This window comes from Novosphingobium sp. (genome assembly GCF_040079535.1).
GTDB lineage: Bacteria > Pseudomonadota > Alphaproteobacteria > Sphingomonadales > Sphingomonadaceae > Novosphingobium.
The window spans coordinates 20,710-36,656 of record NZ_JBEBKB010000011.1 but is presented as its reverse complement, the minus strand read 5'-3'; the positions used below and the strand labels follow the sequence as shown (position 1 = coordinate 36,656).

Here is a 15,947-nt window from a genome sequence, read left to right as displayed (position 1 = left end):
CCCGAAACGAAAAGGGCCCCGACACCTTGGTGCCGGGGCCCTTCGTCTGTCTGGCGGGTAACTACCAGAAGAAGTTGTAGATCACGTCAACCACTTCGCCACTGTAGCTATCAACCAGCACGGCATCGTTGTAATAGCGGACCCAGCGATAGGGGCCGTAAACATCGGGCAAACGGTACTGCCAGGGATCATTGATCTGATAGCGATCGCCGAAGAACAGCGCATCCAGGAAGAAGCCAACGCTGACCCGGTGATAGCGGTAGTTGCGATAGGGCGCGTAATAGGATCCGGCCTGATAATAGTTCGGATGGCTGCGCCGGTATGAGAACCAGTCATAGCGGCGGTTGTCGCGCCAGCGGTGATCCCAGCGGTGGTCTCCGCCGTTACGATAGCTGCGCTGGCTGTGATCACGCGGATTCCAGTGGCCCAGTCGGCCATCGCGGCGTTCATCATGTTGCCTGGCATCGCGCTGATGATCATCGCGCCGATTGTGATCGGCCCAGCCGCCTTGCTGGCGATTGCCGCCCTGCCAACCGGGCTGACCCTGCTGGTGCTGCGGGCTTTGCTGGCTCTGCTGCTGGTGCTGCCCGCGCCGGTCGCCGCCCTGCCAGCTGGGCCGATCCTGCCGGCCAGCGTTCTGGGTCTGCTGCTGCTGTGCTGGCTGACCGCGATTCCAGCCGCCTTGCTGGCGAGCCTGCGGCGGCGGTGCCTGGGTTTGCGGAGCCTGGGCCTGCGGGGATTGGCCCTGCGGAGGAGCCCAGCCGCCTTGGCGTTGCTGCGGGGCCTGTTGCTGCTGCTGCGGGGCTTGCTGCTGCCACGAGCGATCCTGATTGCGGCGGCCGCCGCGATCATCATCGCTGCGTTCCTGGCGAACATTCCCGCCTTCGCCGGAATTGCGCCAGCCCGGGCCATCGCCCGCATTGGCCAAAGCCGCACCGGGCAGCGCCGCCGAAGCAAGTGCTGCGGCAATCACGCCCAAATGCCACGAATTCCTTGTTTTAGTGACGGCCATAGCCGACCTCCATCCAACGCGCCGGACACTCGCCGACGACCATTGCATGCAGTGCTAACCGATTCGCGCTGTCGGCAGGGTGAATGGGTTGTTAAGGTGTTCGTTCATGTTTGGGGCGGGTTTGATGAATGCTGGCGGCATGCATGACTTGACGGGAGCGCTGTCATGTATTACATGACGGACAATGGAGATCGTGAGCATTCGGCACAAAGCGCTGCGGCAGCTGTTTCTGGAAGGTCAGTCAAAAGGGCTGATTGAGCCACAGCGGTTGGTCGATATGCTCACCTTCATTGCCATCACGGCGGAGTTTGAAGGGCTGGCCGTGCCGCCTAATTACGGATTCCATGCGCTGACCGGGAATCGCAAAGGGACCTTTGCAATGACTGTGACTCGGAATTGGCGACTGACATTTATCAAGCAAGACGATCACGCGATCGCCGAACTCGATTTAGAGGATTACCACTGATGGCACTCAAGATGCACCCATTGAACTTCGTTCATCCTGGGCCGTGGCTGCGGCGGACCTATGTCGATCATCTCGGTCTGACCGTGACCGAAGTCTCTGCGAACCTCGGCGTGAGCCGCCAGAACATGAGCCTGTTCCTCAACGGCCATGCCAGCCTTTCGGCTGTCATGGCGATGCGGTTTGAGAAGGCCTTCGGGATTTCGGCGGATACTTTGATGCGGATGCAGGCGGCCTATGACATTGCGCAAGCCCGGTTGCGCGAGGGGGAACTTGGGTTGGAGCGGGTGAAGAAGGTGGCTTAGATCCAGTATTGTGTCCCCGGACTTTGGGGCCCAGTGCCATGCTCCCTGAATGGGCCCCCAGGTCGAGTTGGGCAGAGTACAGCGGCAGGGCGTTAATTCGCTGCACCAAGCGTTTTACCGATCTCTGGAAATTCACGTGCAATCTGCTGGAAGGTGATAATCGCGCCGAATGCCTTGGCGTTGTCTCCATAATCTTCGACGCGGAATTTGCTGCAAAAAAGCACTGTGTCGGCATCGTCATGGCTTAGCACGTTTCTTGGCGAGGACCGTGACCAGCATCTAGCGCGAAGATTGTAGTTTATCCCTTGATTCTTGCCAGACGGGAACTTGTCGAGAGGTTGCTTGATCTCGCAGTGAAGCGCGAACCGTCCGCCAGTCGGCCTCTCGAAGATCGCGAGTAGATCTGTTTCTTGGCCGCTGCATCCGCGGCAACGGCACGTCTCGGTAAAATGCGACCGCCACCAGTTTTCCGCGACTTGAGACCGTGTTTCACGCATCTCTTCGTGAAGCAGTCGGGCATCGCTATCGGCAGAAAACCGTGTCTGACTGACAATCCATTTTTTGAAGCCGTCAGACTGGGCAAGCGCTTCGGCGATGGGAGCGGCATAAGCATATTCGATTGATCCATACCGCATTGCCGGGCGTCACCTAGTCAGCTTCTTATACGCCAACCTGGTCGGCCGATCCGCAGCATCGCCCAGCCTTCTCCGCTTGTCATCTTCATAAGCCGCGAAGTTGCCTTCGAACCATTCGACGTGGCTGTTGCCTTCGAAGGCGAGGATGTGGGTGGCGAGGCGATCGAGGAAGAAGCGGTCGTGGCTGATGACCACCGCGCAGCCGGCGAAGTTTTCGATTGCTTCTTCGAGCGCGGCCAAGGTTTCAACGTCAAGATCGTTGGTCGGTTCATCAAGCAGCAGCACGTTGCCGCCTTGCTTGAGCATCTTGGCCATGTGGACCCGGTTACGTTCACCGCCTGAGAGCTTGCCGACGTTCTTCTGCTGGTCTGCGCCCTTGAAGTTGAATGCGCCGACATAGGCCCGCGTGCTCATTTCCTGTTTGTTGACGGTCATGTAATCGTGCCCGCCGCTGATTTCCTGCCAGACGTTGTTGCCCGCAGTCAGATCGTCGCGGCTTTGATCAACATAGCCAAGCCGCACCGTGCTGCCGATATCAACCACGCCGCTATCGGGCTGTTCCTGGCCGGTCAGGATCCGGAACAGGGTTGATTTACCGGCACCGTTGGGGCCGATGATGCCCACGATTCCGCCCGGCGGGAGCATGAACGAAAGGTCTTCGAACAACAGCTTGTCGCCGTAGGCCTTGGTGATGCCCTGCACGTCGATCACCTTGCCGCCCAGCCGCTCTGGCACCTGGATGACGATCTGGGCCTTGCCAACCGCGCGGTTATCCTGCGCGTTTTGCAGTTCCTCAAACTTGCGGATACGGGCCTTGCTTTTAACCTGGCGCGCGGCCGGGGTCTGGCGGATCCATTCGAGTTCGCGGGCCAGCGCCTTTTGCTTGCCGCTTTCCTCGCGCTCCTCTTGCGACATCCGCTTGGCCTTGGTTTCAAGGTAGGTTGAATAGTTGCCTTCGTAGGGGAAGTATTTCCCGCGATCGAGCTCAAGGATCCAGCCGACGACGTTATCGAGGAAGTAGCGATCGTGGGTGATCATCAGCACCGCACCGGCGTATTCCTTGAGATGGTTTTCCAGCCATTCAACCGATTCCGCGTCGAGGTGGTTGGTCGGTTCATCCAGCAGCAGGATCGAAGGCTTCTGGATCAGCAACCGGGTGAGGGCGATGCGGCGCTTTTCACCGCCAGAGAGGTTCTCAACCGGCCAATCGCCCGGCGGGCAGCGCAGCGCTTCCATTGCGATCTCAAGCTGGTTGTCCAGCGTCCAGCCATCAACCGCATCGATCTTGTCCTGAAGCTCGCTCATTTCCGCACCCAGCGCATCGAAATCGGCGCCGTCTTCGCCCATTTCCATGCCGATGGCGTTGAACCGGTCGACCATGTCGGCGGTGTCCTTGGCGCCCATCTTAACATTCTCGAGCACGGTCTTGGTCGGATCGAGTTCCGGTTCCTGCTCCAGATAGCCGACCGTGATGTATTCGCCCGGCCAAGCCTCGCCAGTATAGTCCTTGTCGATCCCGGCCATGATCTTGATCAGGGTTGATTTACCCGCGCCGTTGGGGCCAACGATGCCGATCTTGGCGCCTTGATAGAATTGCAGGCTGATGTTCGAAAGCACCGGCTTTGGTGCGCCGGGGAAAGTCTTGGTCATGTCCTTCATGACATAGGCATATTGCGCGGCCATCTGGCGGTCCTTCTGGTAAGCTTGCAAAGTGGTTTGGCGCGCCTCTACAGGGGCGTGAAGCAGGGGGCAAGCATGGTTGATCGGGTATGCTGACGGCTTTGCGCCAGGCATTACGGCGCTGGGTGCCGCTGCCGCTGCGGCGCGGCGTGGCCGGGTTGCGCCGGGCTGGGCGTGATCAACTGACCGGCAGCCACTCCCGCTTGGCTCGCCAGATGGCTCCGGTTTCGGATCGCCCAGTGGTTGTTTCGATTGAGCAGCCGATCAAGCAAAGTCCACTGTGGGAAGGAAAGCTTGCCAACCTGCGGCGGGGTGTTGCGGTTCTGGATGGCGTTCTGATTGCGCCGGGCGAGCTGTTTTCGTTCTGGCACTGGATCGGCCAGCCGACCGGCGCGCGCGGGTTTGCTGTGGGACGCACGATCCGCGATGACACCGCGACCGGCGATCTGGGCGGCGGACTATGCCAGCTATCGGGGATCGTCTATGAACTGGGGCTGCGCGGCGGGCTGCATATTGCCGAGCGCCACCCGCATTCGCGCGATTTGTATCAGAGCGAGGGTGAGCGCTTCACCCCTCTGGGGCTCGATGCAACGGTGGTCTGGCCGTGGAAGGACCTGCGACTGGAGAACCGGCTGGGTGTGCCGGTGGTGCTGCGGCTGGCGGTGGAGGGAATGGAACTGCGCGCCTGGCTGAACGCCGAAGGTGAGGTGCCGGAACAATCGATCCGGATCGACCGCACTGACCATGCCGATCACCGGTCGGTCCTGTTGTTCCGTTCGGGCGATCTGGTCAGCTCAGATCGATACGCGATCTAGGTCATGAACTCTTAGCCAGCGCCTTGCCAAGCGGCTGCCGGGCCGATAGCCACGCCGCTATGAACAACACCCTTCGCGCTGCTGCGCTTTCCGCTCTGCTGCTGTCCACCGCCGCCACTTCTGGCCCGGCCGATCAGGTCGCCTGGGATATCACCGCCGATCTCACGACCGAAATCGGATCGCGCCCGGCTGGATCGGCGCAGGAGGCCAAGGCCCGGCAATGGGCAACCGCCCGGCTGGCCGCGCTCGGCTTCAAGAACATCCGGATTGAGCCGTTCACAGTCACCGGCTTTGTGCGCGGGGCGGAAACCGCAATGCTGACCGCGCCTTACCCGCACAAATTGCACATCACCGCGCTGGGCTATTCTGCGCCAACCCCGGCGGGCGGGCTTTCTGCCGAATTGGTCTATTTCCCGACACTGGACGCGCTGAAAGCTGCGCCGCAAGGCTCGCTCACTGGCAAGATCGCCTTTATCGATCACGCCATGACCCGCACCCAGGATGGCTCGGCCTATGGCCCATTTGGCCAGGCGCGGCGGCAAGGTCCGGGTATCGCGGCCAGCAAGGGTGCGGCCGGCGTGGTAATCCGCTCGATCGGGACTGATATGCACCGCAATCCCCACACCGGGGCAACCAGCTGGCCTGAAGGTACCGCCGCCATTCCAGCCGGGGCGGTATCACTGCCCGATGCCGAATTGATTGCGCGGGTCGCGCGCAGCGGCAAGCCGATGGCGATCAATCTGGTGCTGGAAGGCAAGGCTCAGCCAAACATGCCTTCGGGCAATGTGATTGCCGAGCTGCCGGGCAGCGATCCGGCACTGCCGCCGATTCTGATTGCTTGTCATCTTGATAGCTGGGATCTGGCAACCGGGGCGTTTGATGATGCAGCTGGCTGCGGGATCATCACCGCAGCGGCTTTGCGCGCCAACGAAGGCGGGCAGCTGCGCCGGACAATCCGGGTGCTGTGGGCCGGATCAGAGGAAATTGGCGTATTTGGCGGCGCGGCTTATGCCAAGGCCCACGCCGGCGAGCCGCACGGTGCGGCAATGGAAAGCGATTTCGGGGCAGACCGGATCTGGCGGGTGCAGTTCAACCTGGCAGAGGCGAACAAACCGCTGCGTGATCGGATCGCAGCAGCTCTCGCGCCGCTGGGGGTTGCGGCGGGCGGAGACAAGGCTAGCGGCGGCGCTGATGTGGGCGCGATCATTGCCGCGCAGAAGCTGGGAGTGATCGATCTGGAGCAGGATGGCACCCGCTATTTCGATTTTCACCACACGCCTGATGATACGCTGGACAAGATCGATCCGGCGCAGCTGCAACAAAACGTGATGGTTTGGGCGATTGTCCTGCGAATTCTGGGTATGGAAACCGGCGCGATCAGCGGTTCCTGATCGCACCGCCCAGCTGCCACAGCCCTCGCGGAACCAGCGCCAGCCCGGCAAACCACATTGGCAGCAGCAGGAAGCCCCAATAGAAATTGTCGGGCCGGGGGAACAGTGCGATCGCCAGACCATATCCGGCCAGGCATAGCAGCGCGAATTTTCCGCTGCGCCATTCCAGCGCCAGCCAGCCCAGCATCGGCAGCAGCGCCAGCGCCATCGCCGGGGCGCGCGGCAATTGCTGAAGCAGTGTGGTGCCAACCAGAGCTTGCAACAAACCGCGCAGGCCAAGTCCGCTGCTCCACCCCGGAGAGCTTAAGTCACCCGGCTGGACATGCGGCGCGACGGCCATGGCATGGATCAGCAGCCCCCCGGCAAAGAGCACTGTCAGCACAAGCCAGGCCACAACTTCGCGGCGTTTGCCTTCAAAAATCGCCAAAGCTGCTGCCAGAATTACAAAGCCGAAAGCCAGCTCGCGGATCGTCAGCGCCGCAGCTATGCAGGCCAGCGGCAGCCACCAAGATCCTTTGCGCCAAAGCCTGAGCGCCGCAGCGAGCGAAACCAGCAATCCGCACCAGATCTCGCTCATTGGGGTCAGTGCTGGCGAGGCGCAGGCCAAGCCGCCCAGAAAGATTGCAATCCCGGCCCCGATCCGTTCGGCCCGCCTCAGCGGCTGCGGCATTGCCAGCGGCCAAACCAGCGCATTGGCCAGCAATAGGGCAATTTCGATCGATCCCAGATTGCCCCATCCGATCTTGCTGGCCAGCCAATAAAGCGTTGGCAAGCGTACCGTTACGAATGGTTTGGTGGGATATTCATGCAGGCGCTGCTGGCTGGTGGCCGCAGCGTAATACCCTGCGCCGCGATCCATCTGCGCCGTGATATCGCGGTACAGCTGCATATCGGTGTAGTTGCCCGCAGCTGCCTTGACCAAGGCCTGCTCTGGCGCGGCCAGGCACCAACCCAGTGCTGCTGCAAACAGCAGAGCAATCAGCACGGCAAATGGGCGCGGGAGGCGGGCAAGCATAGTGCGCTTGTGGGCGCGCGGCTTGGCCAGCGGCAAGCGTGGCGCGGGGCTTTATCCCCGGATCAGCCCGCTGATCCTTGGATCCTTGCTGCCCGGAAACAGCTGCGGCAAAGCCATCGCTGGATCCAGCCCAAAGTGCTCCGCCACCGCGGTGCCGATTGCCGCATCCAGACCCATAGTCGGCTTCAGATCACGGCCCTCGTAAAGCTGGCTTTGACCAAGGCCTGGCCAGTCTGACACAATGCGTCCGCCAGCCACCGTCCCGCCCAGCAGCATGGCCAAAGAGGCGGTGCCATGATCGGTTCCGCCGGTGCCGTTGACAGCGGCGGTGCGGCCAAATTCGGTTGCGACGACCACCAGCGTATCAGCCCAGACCGGGCCCAGATCCGCCTGCAATGCACCCAGCATCGCATCAAGTCCTTCCAGCTGATTGTTCAGCCGGGCGCGCTGGCCGGCGTGGGTATCCCAACCGGTGGTTTCCACCATCACCACCCGCGCGCCTTCGGCGCCCTTCATCAGCGATCCAATCAGCTTGCCCGCCGCCAAGGCTCCCTTGGCATTGCTGCCGACCAGATCACCCGCCATTGCCCGGGTTTGCATCGCCTCTTCCCACAACGGGTGGAGCTGCGCGTCATCGGCGTACATCGAACCAACCCGTTGCAGCAAATCTGCCGAAGCATCTGGTAGCGCACTGGGAGCAAAGCTGGAAACCTGAACCGGACCGCGCAGCGCGGTAGGGATTGTGGCTGAAATTGCCAGCCCCCGCTCACCCGCAGGCAGCAGACCAAGCAACCGGTTCATCCAGCCATCCGGCCGGTCATACGGCAGCGCACCACCGGTTTCGAGCACGTTCTGGGCATCGAAGTGCGAACGATCGCGATATGGCAGCCCCACCGCATTGACGAACAGCGCTTGCCTGGCCCCGTACATTGCGTTGATCTGTTTGAGCGCGGGATGCAGCGCGAACATGCCCGAAAGTTTGGGCAAGCCCAGCAGGTCTTCGGCCAGATCACCGCGCAAACTGGCATAGCCAGGATCGCCTGTTGGAGCGAGCGTAGCCAGGCCATCGGCGGCCCCGCGCTGGATCACAAAGACCAGGCGGCGTTCGGTTGCGGCCTTGGCAAACGATACTTGCGGCAGCAGCAGTGAGGCAGCCGTGGCAGCAAGAATTTGGCGACGGTGAAGCAGCATTGGATTACCTCCGCATCATTTCAGGGGCAGCCAGCAGCAGTGCCAGCGCCTGTTCACCGCTTTCGGCCCGTTGGATCGCCGCTGCGGTAGAAGGGGATAGCGCGCCCGCAAACAGACGCCCTGCCAATTTGCGCGCATCGATACCGGCGCCGCTGCGCTGCGCCAGCCGCTGCGCCACTTCAACCCGGCGCACCAGTGCATCGGGGCCGGCCCAGCTTTCTGCAAGATCATCATATCCGGCAGGCGAACTTGGCTTCCAGATCGGCTGGCCAAGCTGTTGCAGAGTGCCAGCGGCGGATTTTCCGGGCAGCGATTTGATCCCGGTCGCGCGAAGTGCTGCAAGGGTCCAATCCCACGGACTGCGAAACTTGGCAGTGCCGCCCCACACTTCGGGCGCGTCCATCAGAACCCTATATAGCGATGGCAGATCGCCGCGGGTCGATAGGAACGTTTTTTCAAGCCGCGTTACCAAAGCGATCGGCACAACATCGCCGGCAAAATGGCGGGCCAGCTTGGTAGCGATATGTTTGGCGGTGGACGGATGCGCGGCCAGATCGTCTAGCACGGCTTGCGCCTGTGCTTCGCCGCTTTGGGCATAACGTTTGCCCATGATTGTGCGCGTGCCGGGCTGGTGAATTACGGCGGCAAACCAGAATTTTGGTCCCGGCCCGCGCAAGGCAGGCTGTTTGGCAATTCCGCCCAGCGTCCAGCCGGTCAACGCGCGGGCAAATTCGGTTACGTCTTGCTGGTTGTATCCGGTTCGTACACCCAGTGTATGCAATTCAAGAATTTCGCGGGCCAAATTCTCGTTCAGACCGCGCTGTTTGCCGCGCTGTGCGGCACGCGTCCCCAGCGGGCTTTCGGGCCCGATTGATTCCGCCTGATCGAGATAGAGCAACATTCCGGGATGCCGCTCCACCGCGTTCAGCATATCGCCAAACCGGCCCAGCAAATGCGGGCGGATCGCCTCAAACTCATAGGCACCGGCCAAACCCAGCGCGGAAACCTTGTCGATTGAGATAGCAAAGTGGTTTGACCAGAAGTGGACCAGCCGCTCAAGGAATGGGGCCGGGCTGGTAAGCGCGGCGGTGATGCGGGCCCCGGCGGCTTGAATATAGACCTCGCGCAAAGGACGATACGGACCGGGCAGGTTATCATCCTTGGGCTTGGGGTCGGTTCCCGCTGCTCTGGCTTCATCCTTGCGTTCGCGCCGATCATCGCGGGCTTCGCGCAGCATCTCGATCAGCCTGGCTGAGCCGGTTTGGGAAGCTATGATCGCAGGTGCGGGCTGATAGGCGGCGAACTGGCTTTCCAGCCAGCGGCGCGGCTCAGATGGCGGATCCTGATCGCCTAGACCGCCCAGCCCAAAACGGTTCAGCGCAATTGCGGCCTGGTCCATCCATCTGCTCCGTCATATCAATCGATTGGCCCCATGATCCTGGCTTGGCAGGCCGGGGATGTCACTTCGCAAAGTGTATTCGATTGTCGCGCCGAAAATTTGTTCCACTGACGTGGGAGCGGGCCAGTGTTGCTCTGTTTCAGTTTGGCAGAAACAGACTCTAGACGCGCGCTGATCAGCAGCTTGCCGCCAGCGCGATAACTTGGGCGGCCCATTCGGGGCGGCAGATCAGCAGATCGGGCATGTAGGTATCTGGCTGATTGTAGACCAGCGGCGATCCATCGACCCGACTGACATGCAGGCCATGCGCCGCTGCCACTGCTACCGGCGCGCAGCTATCCCATTCAAATTGGCCGCCGGTATGGAGGTAGATCTCTGCCTCGCCGCGCAGCACCGCCATGGCCTTGGCCCCGGCGCTGCCCATTTCGACCAGATCCGCGCCGATCGCCTTGGCGACCGCCAGCGCTTCTCGCGCAGGGCGGGTCCGGCTGACCAGCATCCGCGGGCGCTGCGGGGCGGGTGGCAACGGCTGGGCCACATCGCTGCAAAGCACCAGGCCAAGTCCGGGCAGCCCAACCGCGCCAACGCTGGCCACACCATCAATCGCAAGTCCTACATGGACCGCCCAATCACTGCGGCCCTCGCCAAATTCGCGCGTTCCATCGACGGGGTCAATAATCCACACCCGCGAATGGGCCAGCCGTTCGAAATTGTCCTTTTCCTCTTCGGACAACAGGCCATCATCGGGGCGCTGTTCGCGGATGGCGTGAACCAGAAACTGATTTGCGGTCTGGTCGCCAGCCTTGCCCAGCGCCTTGCCCGCAAAGACTCCGGCGCCGCGCACTTCGGACAAAATCCTTCCGGCCACTTTGGCCAGATGGGCAGCAAGCTGGGCGTCGGTCATGGTCATTTAAGCGGCATCAGTTTCTGGATGATGTAGTCTGCGGCCTGCGAAGAGGTCATATCCACGGTGTTTACCCGGATCTCGGGTTCATCTGGCGCTTCATAGGGGCTGTCTATCCCGGTGAAATTTTTCAGTTCCCCGGCACGCGCCTTTTTGTAGAGCCCCTTCACATCGCGGGCTTCGGCCACTTCGAGCGGCGTATCGACGAAAACTTCGATGAATTCGCCTTCGGGCAACATCGCCCGGACCATTTCACGCTCGGCCCGAAATGGACTGATAAAGGCGGTCAGAACGATCAATCCGGCATCGGTCATCAGTTTGGCAATCTCGCCAACCCGGCGGATATTCTCGATTCTGTCGGCCTCGGTGAAGCCCAGATCCTTGTTAAGGCCATGCCGCACATTATCGCCATCAAGCAGGAAAGTGTGGCGGTTCATCAAGGCCAGTCGCTTTTCAACCTCGTTGGCAATGGTGCTCTTGCCCGATCCCGAAAGCCCGGTGAACCACAACACTTTGGGCGCCTGGTTCTTAAGCGCAGCATGCGCCTCGCGGCTGACATCGGTGGCTTGCCAATGCACATTCTGCGCGCGGCGCAGGCTGAAGTGCAGCATCCCGGCAGCCACCGTTCGGTTGTTCAGCTTGTCGATCAGAATGAACCCACCCAAGGTGCGGCTTTGGGCGTAAGGTTCGAACACGATCGGCTTGTCGCAAGACAGTTCAGCCACACCGATAGCGTTCAACTCAAGCGTCTTGGCCGCAAGGTGCTCCAACGTGTTGACGTTAATTGTATATTTTGGCTGCTGGACCGTTGCCGAAACTGTCTGCGTGCCCAGCTTCAGCCAGTATGATCGGCCGACATGCAGCGCTTCGTCATCCATCCAGACCAAGGCCGCTTCGAACTGGTCAGACACTTCGGGCGGAGCGTCGGCTGTACAAATCACCGTGCCGCGCGAACAATCGACTGCATCGGCAAAACACAGCGTTACCGATTGTCCGGCGGCGGCTTCGTCAAGATCGCCGTCCAGCGTCACCACCCGGCTGACAGTCGTGGTCTTGCCCGAAGGCAGCACTCGCACTGCGTCACCCGGTTTCACCGTTCCACTGGCGATCAGACCTGAAAAGCCCCGAAAATCGAGGTTCGGACGGTTGACCCACTGCACCGGCAAACGCAATGGGCAATCCTGATCGGCGGTATTTCCGATCTCTACCAATTCAAGGTGTTCGATCAGCGGCTTGCCGGAATACCACGGCATGTTGGTGCTCAGAGCCGTGATATTATCACCCTTGAAGCCCGAGATTGGCATGGCGACAAAGCTGTCCAAACCGATCTCACGGGCGAACGCGGCATAATCGGCAACGATGCCATCAAACACCGCCTGGCTGTAATCGACCAGGTCCATCTTGTTGACCGCCAACACCACATTGCGAACGCCGATCAGCTTGCACAGATACGAATGCCGCCGGGTCTGGACCAGCACACCTTTGCGCGCATCGATCAGGATCACCGCCAGATCGGCAGTGCTGGCCCCGGTCACCATGTTGCGGGTGTATTGCTCATGCCCGGGACAATCGGCGACGATGAATTTGCGCTTTTCGGTTGCGAAGAAGCGATAAGCAACGTCGATCGTGATGCCCTGCTCACGCTCTGCTGCAAGTCCATCGACCAGCAAGGCGAAATCGATTTCCTGGCCTTGCGTACCCAGCCGCTTGCTGTCGCTTTCCAACGCCGCCAGCTGGTCTTCGAAGATCATCTTGGAATCGTACAGCAGCCGCCCGATCAGGGTTGATTTTCCATCGTCGACAGAGCCGCAGGTGATGAAGCGCAGCAGGCTTTTGTGCTGATGCGTTTCAAGATATGCCTCAATATCCGCGGAAATCAGGGCGTCGGTCTGGTAGAGCTGCCCGCTCATCAGAAATAGCCCTCCTGCTTCTTTTTCTCCATCGAGGCATCTCCGCCGTCTTTATCGATTAGCCGGCCCTGGCGCTCGCTGGTGGTGGTCAGCAGCATTTCCTGAATTACCGCAGGTAGCGTCGCCGCTTCGCTTTCCACCGCGCCTGTCAAAGGGTAGCAACCCAAAGTGCGAAAGCGGATCGAGCGGAGGACTGGAACTTCGCCTTCGCGCAGCGCAAAGCGATCATCATCCACCATCAGCAGCATCCCGTCACGTTCTACCGTCGGGCGCTTGGCGCTGAAATAGAGCGGGACGATCGGAATGGAATTGAGGTGAATGTATTGCCAGATATCCAGCTCAGTCCAGTTGGAGATCGGAAACACGCGGATGCTCTCACCCCCGTTTTGGGTCTTTGGCGCTTTGCGCGCGTTGTAAAGGTTCCACAATTCTGGCCGCTGGTCCTTCGGGTCCCAGCCGTGACTTGCACTGCGAAAGCTGAAGATGCGTTCTTTGGCGCGGCTTTTTTCCTCGTCGCGGCGGGCTCCGCCAAAGGCCACATCGAAGCCGTATTTGTCTAGAGCCTGCTTCAGTCCTTCAGTCTTCCACATATCGGTGTGCAACGGGCCGTGATCGAACGGGTTGATCCCGCGCGCCGCCGCTTCGGGGTTTTGATAGACCAGCAGATCCATCCCGGATTCCGCCGCCATCCGATCGCGCAGCGCATACATCTCCTGGAACTTCCAGGTGGTATCGACGTGCAGCAGCGGGAAGGGCGGGGGCGACGGGAAGAAGGCCTTGCGAGCCAGATGCAGCATCACTGCGCTGTCCTTCCCCACTGAATAGAGCATGACTGGCCGATCAGCCTCAGCCACCACTTCGCGCATGATGTGGATGCTTTCGGCTTCAAGCCGTTCGAGATGGGTCAGCGTACGATTCATGATGCGGCGCTCTGTCTGCGCGGAGCAGCGCAAGCAAACAAGACTTTCTTGCTTCCATCGGTGCTTGTCTTTGCCGGGGGATGTGCAAGGACGGTACCAACCGCTGAAGGCCATCTGGAGAATTCCCCTTGCCCAACCGCCTGATCCTTGCCGCGATCTTGCTGCTTGGCAGCGCTGCTCCGGCCCTCTCCGCCGAGACTTGCAGCACGCCGCGGCCGTTCCGGGCGATGACCTACAATATCCGGCTTGATACGCCAGCCGATGGCCAGAACGCCTGGGCGCACCGGCGCGGGATGTTCATTTCGCAGGTCCGGCTGCTGGGTCCGGCGCTGCTTGGTCTGCAAGAAGTGGTGCCAGGCCAGCGCGCCGATATGGCTGCGGCGCTGCCCGAATATTCCGCATTGGGAGAGGGCCGCGATGAGGGCGGCGCTGGTGAAGCTTCACCGCTGTTTGTCGATAGGGCGCAATTTCGGGTTCGATCAAGTGGGATGTTCTGGCTTTCGCCCACGCCAGTTGTGCCATCAAAGGGCTGGGATGCTGCGTATCGCCGGGTAGCCACCTGGGCGCATCTTCGCCGCCGAAGCGATGGCAAGGCTGTGTTGGCGATCAACACCCATTGGGATAACGTCGGCAAGCAAGCCCGGTTGAACAGCGCATTGCAACTGCGCGGCTGGATTGCTGCGCACCGGGGGGCGGGCGAAGCGGTGATTCTGCTTGGCGATTTTAACGCGCCGCTATCTGAAGAATCGCTGGTCGCCCTATTGGCCCCGCCGCGCGGCCTTACCCCGCTCAATGATGCGCGTGCCAATTCAACCGAACCGGCCGAAGGAGCGCAAATCACATTCAACGGCTGGGATCCTATTCCAAAGAGCGGGGATACGATCGACCACATCCTGGTTGGGCCAGGGCTGAAAGTGCTGCGGTATCACGCGCTGGGCGAAACGTTCGACGGTCGCTTGGCATCAGACCATTTTCCCGTCATCGCCGATCTCTTTTTCAGCGCTGCCAAAGATTGCGTAACCGGTCGGCACATCTGAGAGGGAGTGCAGCGAAAGCGCTCCCAGTTCGCGTTGGGTCTGGCGTCTCTTGCCAAGTTGGTCTGGGCTTGCGATGAGAGATGACGGGCAATTGATTGCTCTTGAAAGAAGTGGGGTAAGGGTGGGCAAGCCGACAATCGATGATGTCGCAGCGCTTGCCGGCGTTGCCCGCACCACCGTATCGCGGGTGCTGAACAACCAGCCAAATGTTCGCGGTGAAGTGCGCGAAAAGGTGCTGGTTGCGGTTGAGAAGCTGGGCTACCGGGTCAATGTTCAGGCCCGCAATTTGGCCGGGCGTCGGACCATGCGGATCGCCTTGATCCACGCTTCAGACTTTGACACCGAACCGAACTCCTACTTCTCATCTGCGCTTGAACTGGGCGCGACCCGTGCTGGGGCCGGCCTGGGTGTGCAATTGATTACCCATGTGATCAACCAGAACGACCAGGGCGCTGCGGCGCAAATTGTTGCCGATCTTAGCGACGATCAATGCGACGGCGCGATACTTACCCCGCCGTTTGGTGATGACCCGCAACTGCTGCGCACATTGCGCGGATTGGGGATTGCAACGGTAGCGATTGCTGGCGGTGCCGATGTCGAAAAACTGACCCTTGCCATGGGGATAGACGATTTTCAGGCGGGCTATGATATTGGAGTTCACCTGATCGGCTTGGGGCACAAGCGTTTTGGGTTCGTCAAGGGTCTGCAAGGGCATACTTCGGCTGAGACACGCTTTGACGGCTTTCTGGCGGCGCTGGCCGATGCCGGACTGAGCGAAGCGGCGGTGACCTGGCGGCGCGGCAATTTCACCTTCCGCTCCGGACTGGATTTGACGCAATCCTTGCTGGCCGATGCACCCGATATAGCAGCGCTGGTCTGCGCCAATGACGATATGGCGGCTGGCGCATTGTTGGCAGCACACAAGGCCGGAAAGCGGATCCCCGAGGATCTGGCTATTACCGGGTTCGATGATACGCCGGTGTCTGAAATCGTCTGGCCTCCGCTGACAACTATTCACCAGCCGCTGCGCCGGATGGGTGCGCGAGCGGTTGAACTGCTGGCGGCGAGTGCGGCCAGCGGCAAGGGCTGTGCGCCGGGCCGGGAAGTGCTGGAGCATCAACTGGTTGTGCGCGAGTCTACCGCAGCCACTCCCTGATATCACGTTGCTTGAGGAACCGGGGCTTGACCTTTGGGCTTATGTCGGGCACATATTGGAAGCGCTTCCAACAATGAGAAGCGGCGGCGGGCTCTAATCCGTCGCAGACAAATG

The 15,947-nt window shown here is 60.8% G+C and carries 15 protein-coding genes; 6 read left to right on the top strand and 9 right to left on the bottom strand.

Translation table 11 applies throughout. From position 1 onward, the window contains the following. Positions 1-61 precede the first annotated feature (61 nt). A complete protein-coding gene (locus ABL914_RS05570; protein ID WP_391562172.1) occupies positions 62-1,012 on the bottom strand; it encodes an RcnB family protein in 951 nt (316 codons plus the stop codon). Between the two features lie 184 nt (positions 1,013-1,196). Between ABL914_RS05570 and ABL914_RS05565 the strand changes: the two genes are divergently transcribed. Together ABL914_RS05565 and ABL914_RS05560 are read left to right on the top strand one after the other, a co-directional pair. Further along, positions 1,197-1,478 (top strand): type II toxin-antitoxin system RelE/ParE family toxin, encoded by a 282-nt coding sequence (locus ABL914_RS05565; protein WP_391562171.1) that lies wholly within the window; start codon positions 1,197-1,199, stop codon positions 1,476-1,478. After that, a complete protein-coding gene (locus tag ABL914_RS05560; RefSeq protein WP_391562170.1) occupies positions 1,478-1,780 on the top strand; it encodes a HigA family addiction module antitoxin in 303 nt (100 codons plus the stop codon). Before ABL914_RS05565 ends, ABL914_RS05560 begins: the two co-directional genes overlap by 1 nt. Positions 1,781-1,872: 92 nt before the next feature. Here the strand turns inward: ABL914_RS05560 and ABL914_RS05555 are convergent, their stop codons facing one another. Together ABL914_RS05555 and ettA are read right to left on the bottom strand one after the other, a co-directional pair. Continuing rightward, a complete protein-coding gene (locus tag ABL914_RS05555) occupies positions 1,873-2,415 on the bottom strand; it encodes a hypothetical protein (RefSeq protein WP_391562169.1) in 543 nt (180 codons plus the stop codon). Between the two features lie 9 nt (positions 2,416-2,424). Beyond that, entirely contained in the window at positions 2,425-4,098 is a 1,674-nt protein-coding gene (gene ettA, locus ABL914_RS05550) for an energy-dependent translational throttle protein EttA (RefSeq protein WP_391562168.1), read from the bottom strand. An 86-nt stretch (positions 4,099-4,184) separates the two neighbouring features. On the opposite strand from ettA, the gene ABL914_RS05545 reads away from it, so the two are divergent. Together ABL914_RS05545 and ABL914_RS05540 are read left to right on the top strand one after the other, a co-directional pair. Beyond that, positions 4,185-4,910 (top strand): VanW family protein, encoded by a 726-nt coding sequence (locus ABL914_RS05545; protein WP_391562167.1) that lies wholly within the window; start codon positions 4,185-4,187, stop codon positions 4,908-4,910. Between the two features lie 59 nt (positions 4,911-4,969). Next, positions 4,970-6,301 (top strand): M28 family peptidase, encoded by a 1,332-nt coding sequence (locus ABL914_RS05540; RefSeq protein WP_391562166.1) that lies wholly within the window; start codon positions 4,970-4,972, stop codon positions 6,299-6,301. On the opposite strand, the gene ABL914_RS05535 is transcribed toward ABL914_RS05540, so the two are convergent. From ABL914_RS05535 to cysD, 6 genes are all read right to left on the bottom strand, one after another. Then, the gene (locus tag ABL914_RS05535; protein WP_391562165.1) at positions 6,288-7,316 is read right to left on the bottom strand and encodes a hypothetical protein; all 1,029 of its coding nucleotides are present in this window, start codon (positions 7,314-7,316) and stop codon (positions 6,288-6,290) included. The genes ABL914_RS05540 and ABL914_RS05535 overlap by 14 nt on opposite strands. A gap of 51 nt (positions 7,317-7,367) precedes the next feature. Next, entirely contained in the window at positions 7,368-8,507 is a 1,140-nt protein-coding gene (locus ABL914_RS05530; protein WP_391562164.1) for a DUF1501 domain-containing protein, read from the bottom strand. Positions 8,508-8,511: 4 nt separating this feature from the next. Further along, positions 8,512-9,906, bottom strand: a complete 1,395-nt coding sequence (locus ABL914_RS05525; protein ID WP_391562163.1) for a DUF1800 family protein — start codon at positions 9,904-9,906, stop codon at positions 8,512-8,514. Between the two features lie 175 nt (positions 9,907-10,081). Further along, the gene (locus tag ABL914_RS05520; protein ID WP_391562211.1) at positions 10,082-10,810 is read right to left on the bottom strand and encodes a 3'(2'),5'-bisphosphate nucleotidase CysQ; all 729 of its coding nucleotides are present in this window, start codon (positions 10,808-10,810) and stop codon (positions 10,082-10,084) included. 2 nt (positions 10,811-10,812) lie between these two features. Further along, the gene (gene cysN, locus ABL914_RS05515; RefSeq protein ID WP_391562162.1) at positions 10,813-12,720 is read right to left on the bottom strand and encodes a sulfate adenylyltransferase subunit CysN; all 1,908 of its coding nucleotides are present in this window, start codon (positions 12,718-12,720) and stop codon (positions 10,813-10,815) included. Next, the gene (cysD, locus tag ABL914_RS05510; protein ID WP_391562161.1) at positions 12,720-13,640 is read right to left on the bottom strand and encodes a sulfate adenylyltransferase subunit CysD; all 921 of its coding nucleotides are present in this window, start codon (positions 13,638-13,640) and stop codon (positions 12,720-12,722) included. The genes cysN and cysD overlap by 1 nt, the downstream gene beginning before the upstream one ends. A 128-nt stretch (positions 13,641-13,768) precedes the next feature. Between cysD and ABL914_RS05505 the strand changes: the two genes are divergently transcribed. Both ABL914_RS05505 and ABL914_RS05500 read left to right on the top strand, forming a co-directional pair. Further along, on the top strand, positions 13,769-14,677 hold the full coding sequence (locus ABL914_RS05505; RefSeq protein WP_391562160.1) for an endonuclease/exonuclease/phosphatase family protein: 909 nt from the start codon (positions 13,769-13,771) through the stop codon (positions 14,675-14,677). A 121-nt stretch (positions 14,678-14,798) separates the two neighbouring features. Beyond that, positions 14,799-15,833, top strand: a complete 1,035-nt coding sequence (locus ABL914_RS05500; protein WP_391562159.1) for a LacI family DNA-binding transcriptional regulator — start codon at positions 14,799-14,801, stop codon at positions 15,831-15,833. The last annotated feature ends 114 nt before the right edge of the window (positions 15,834-15,947 follow it).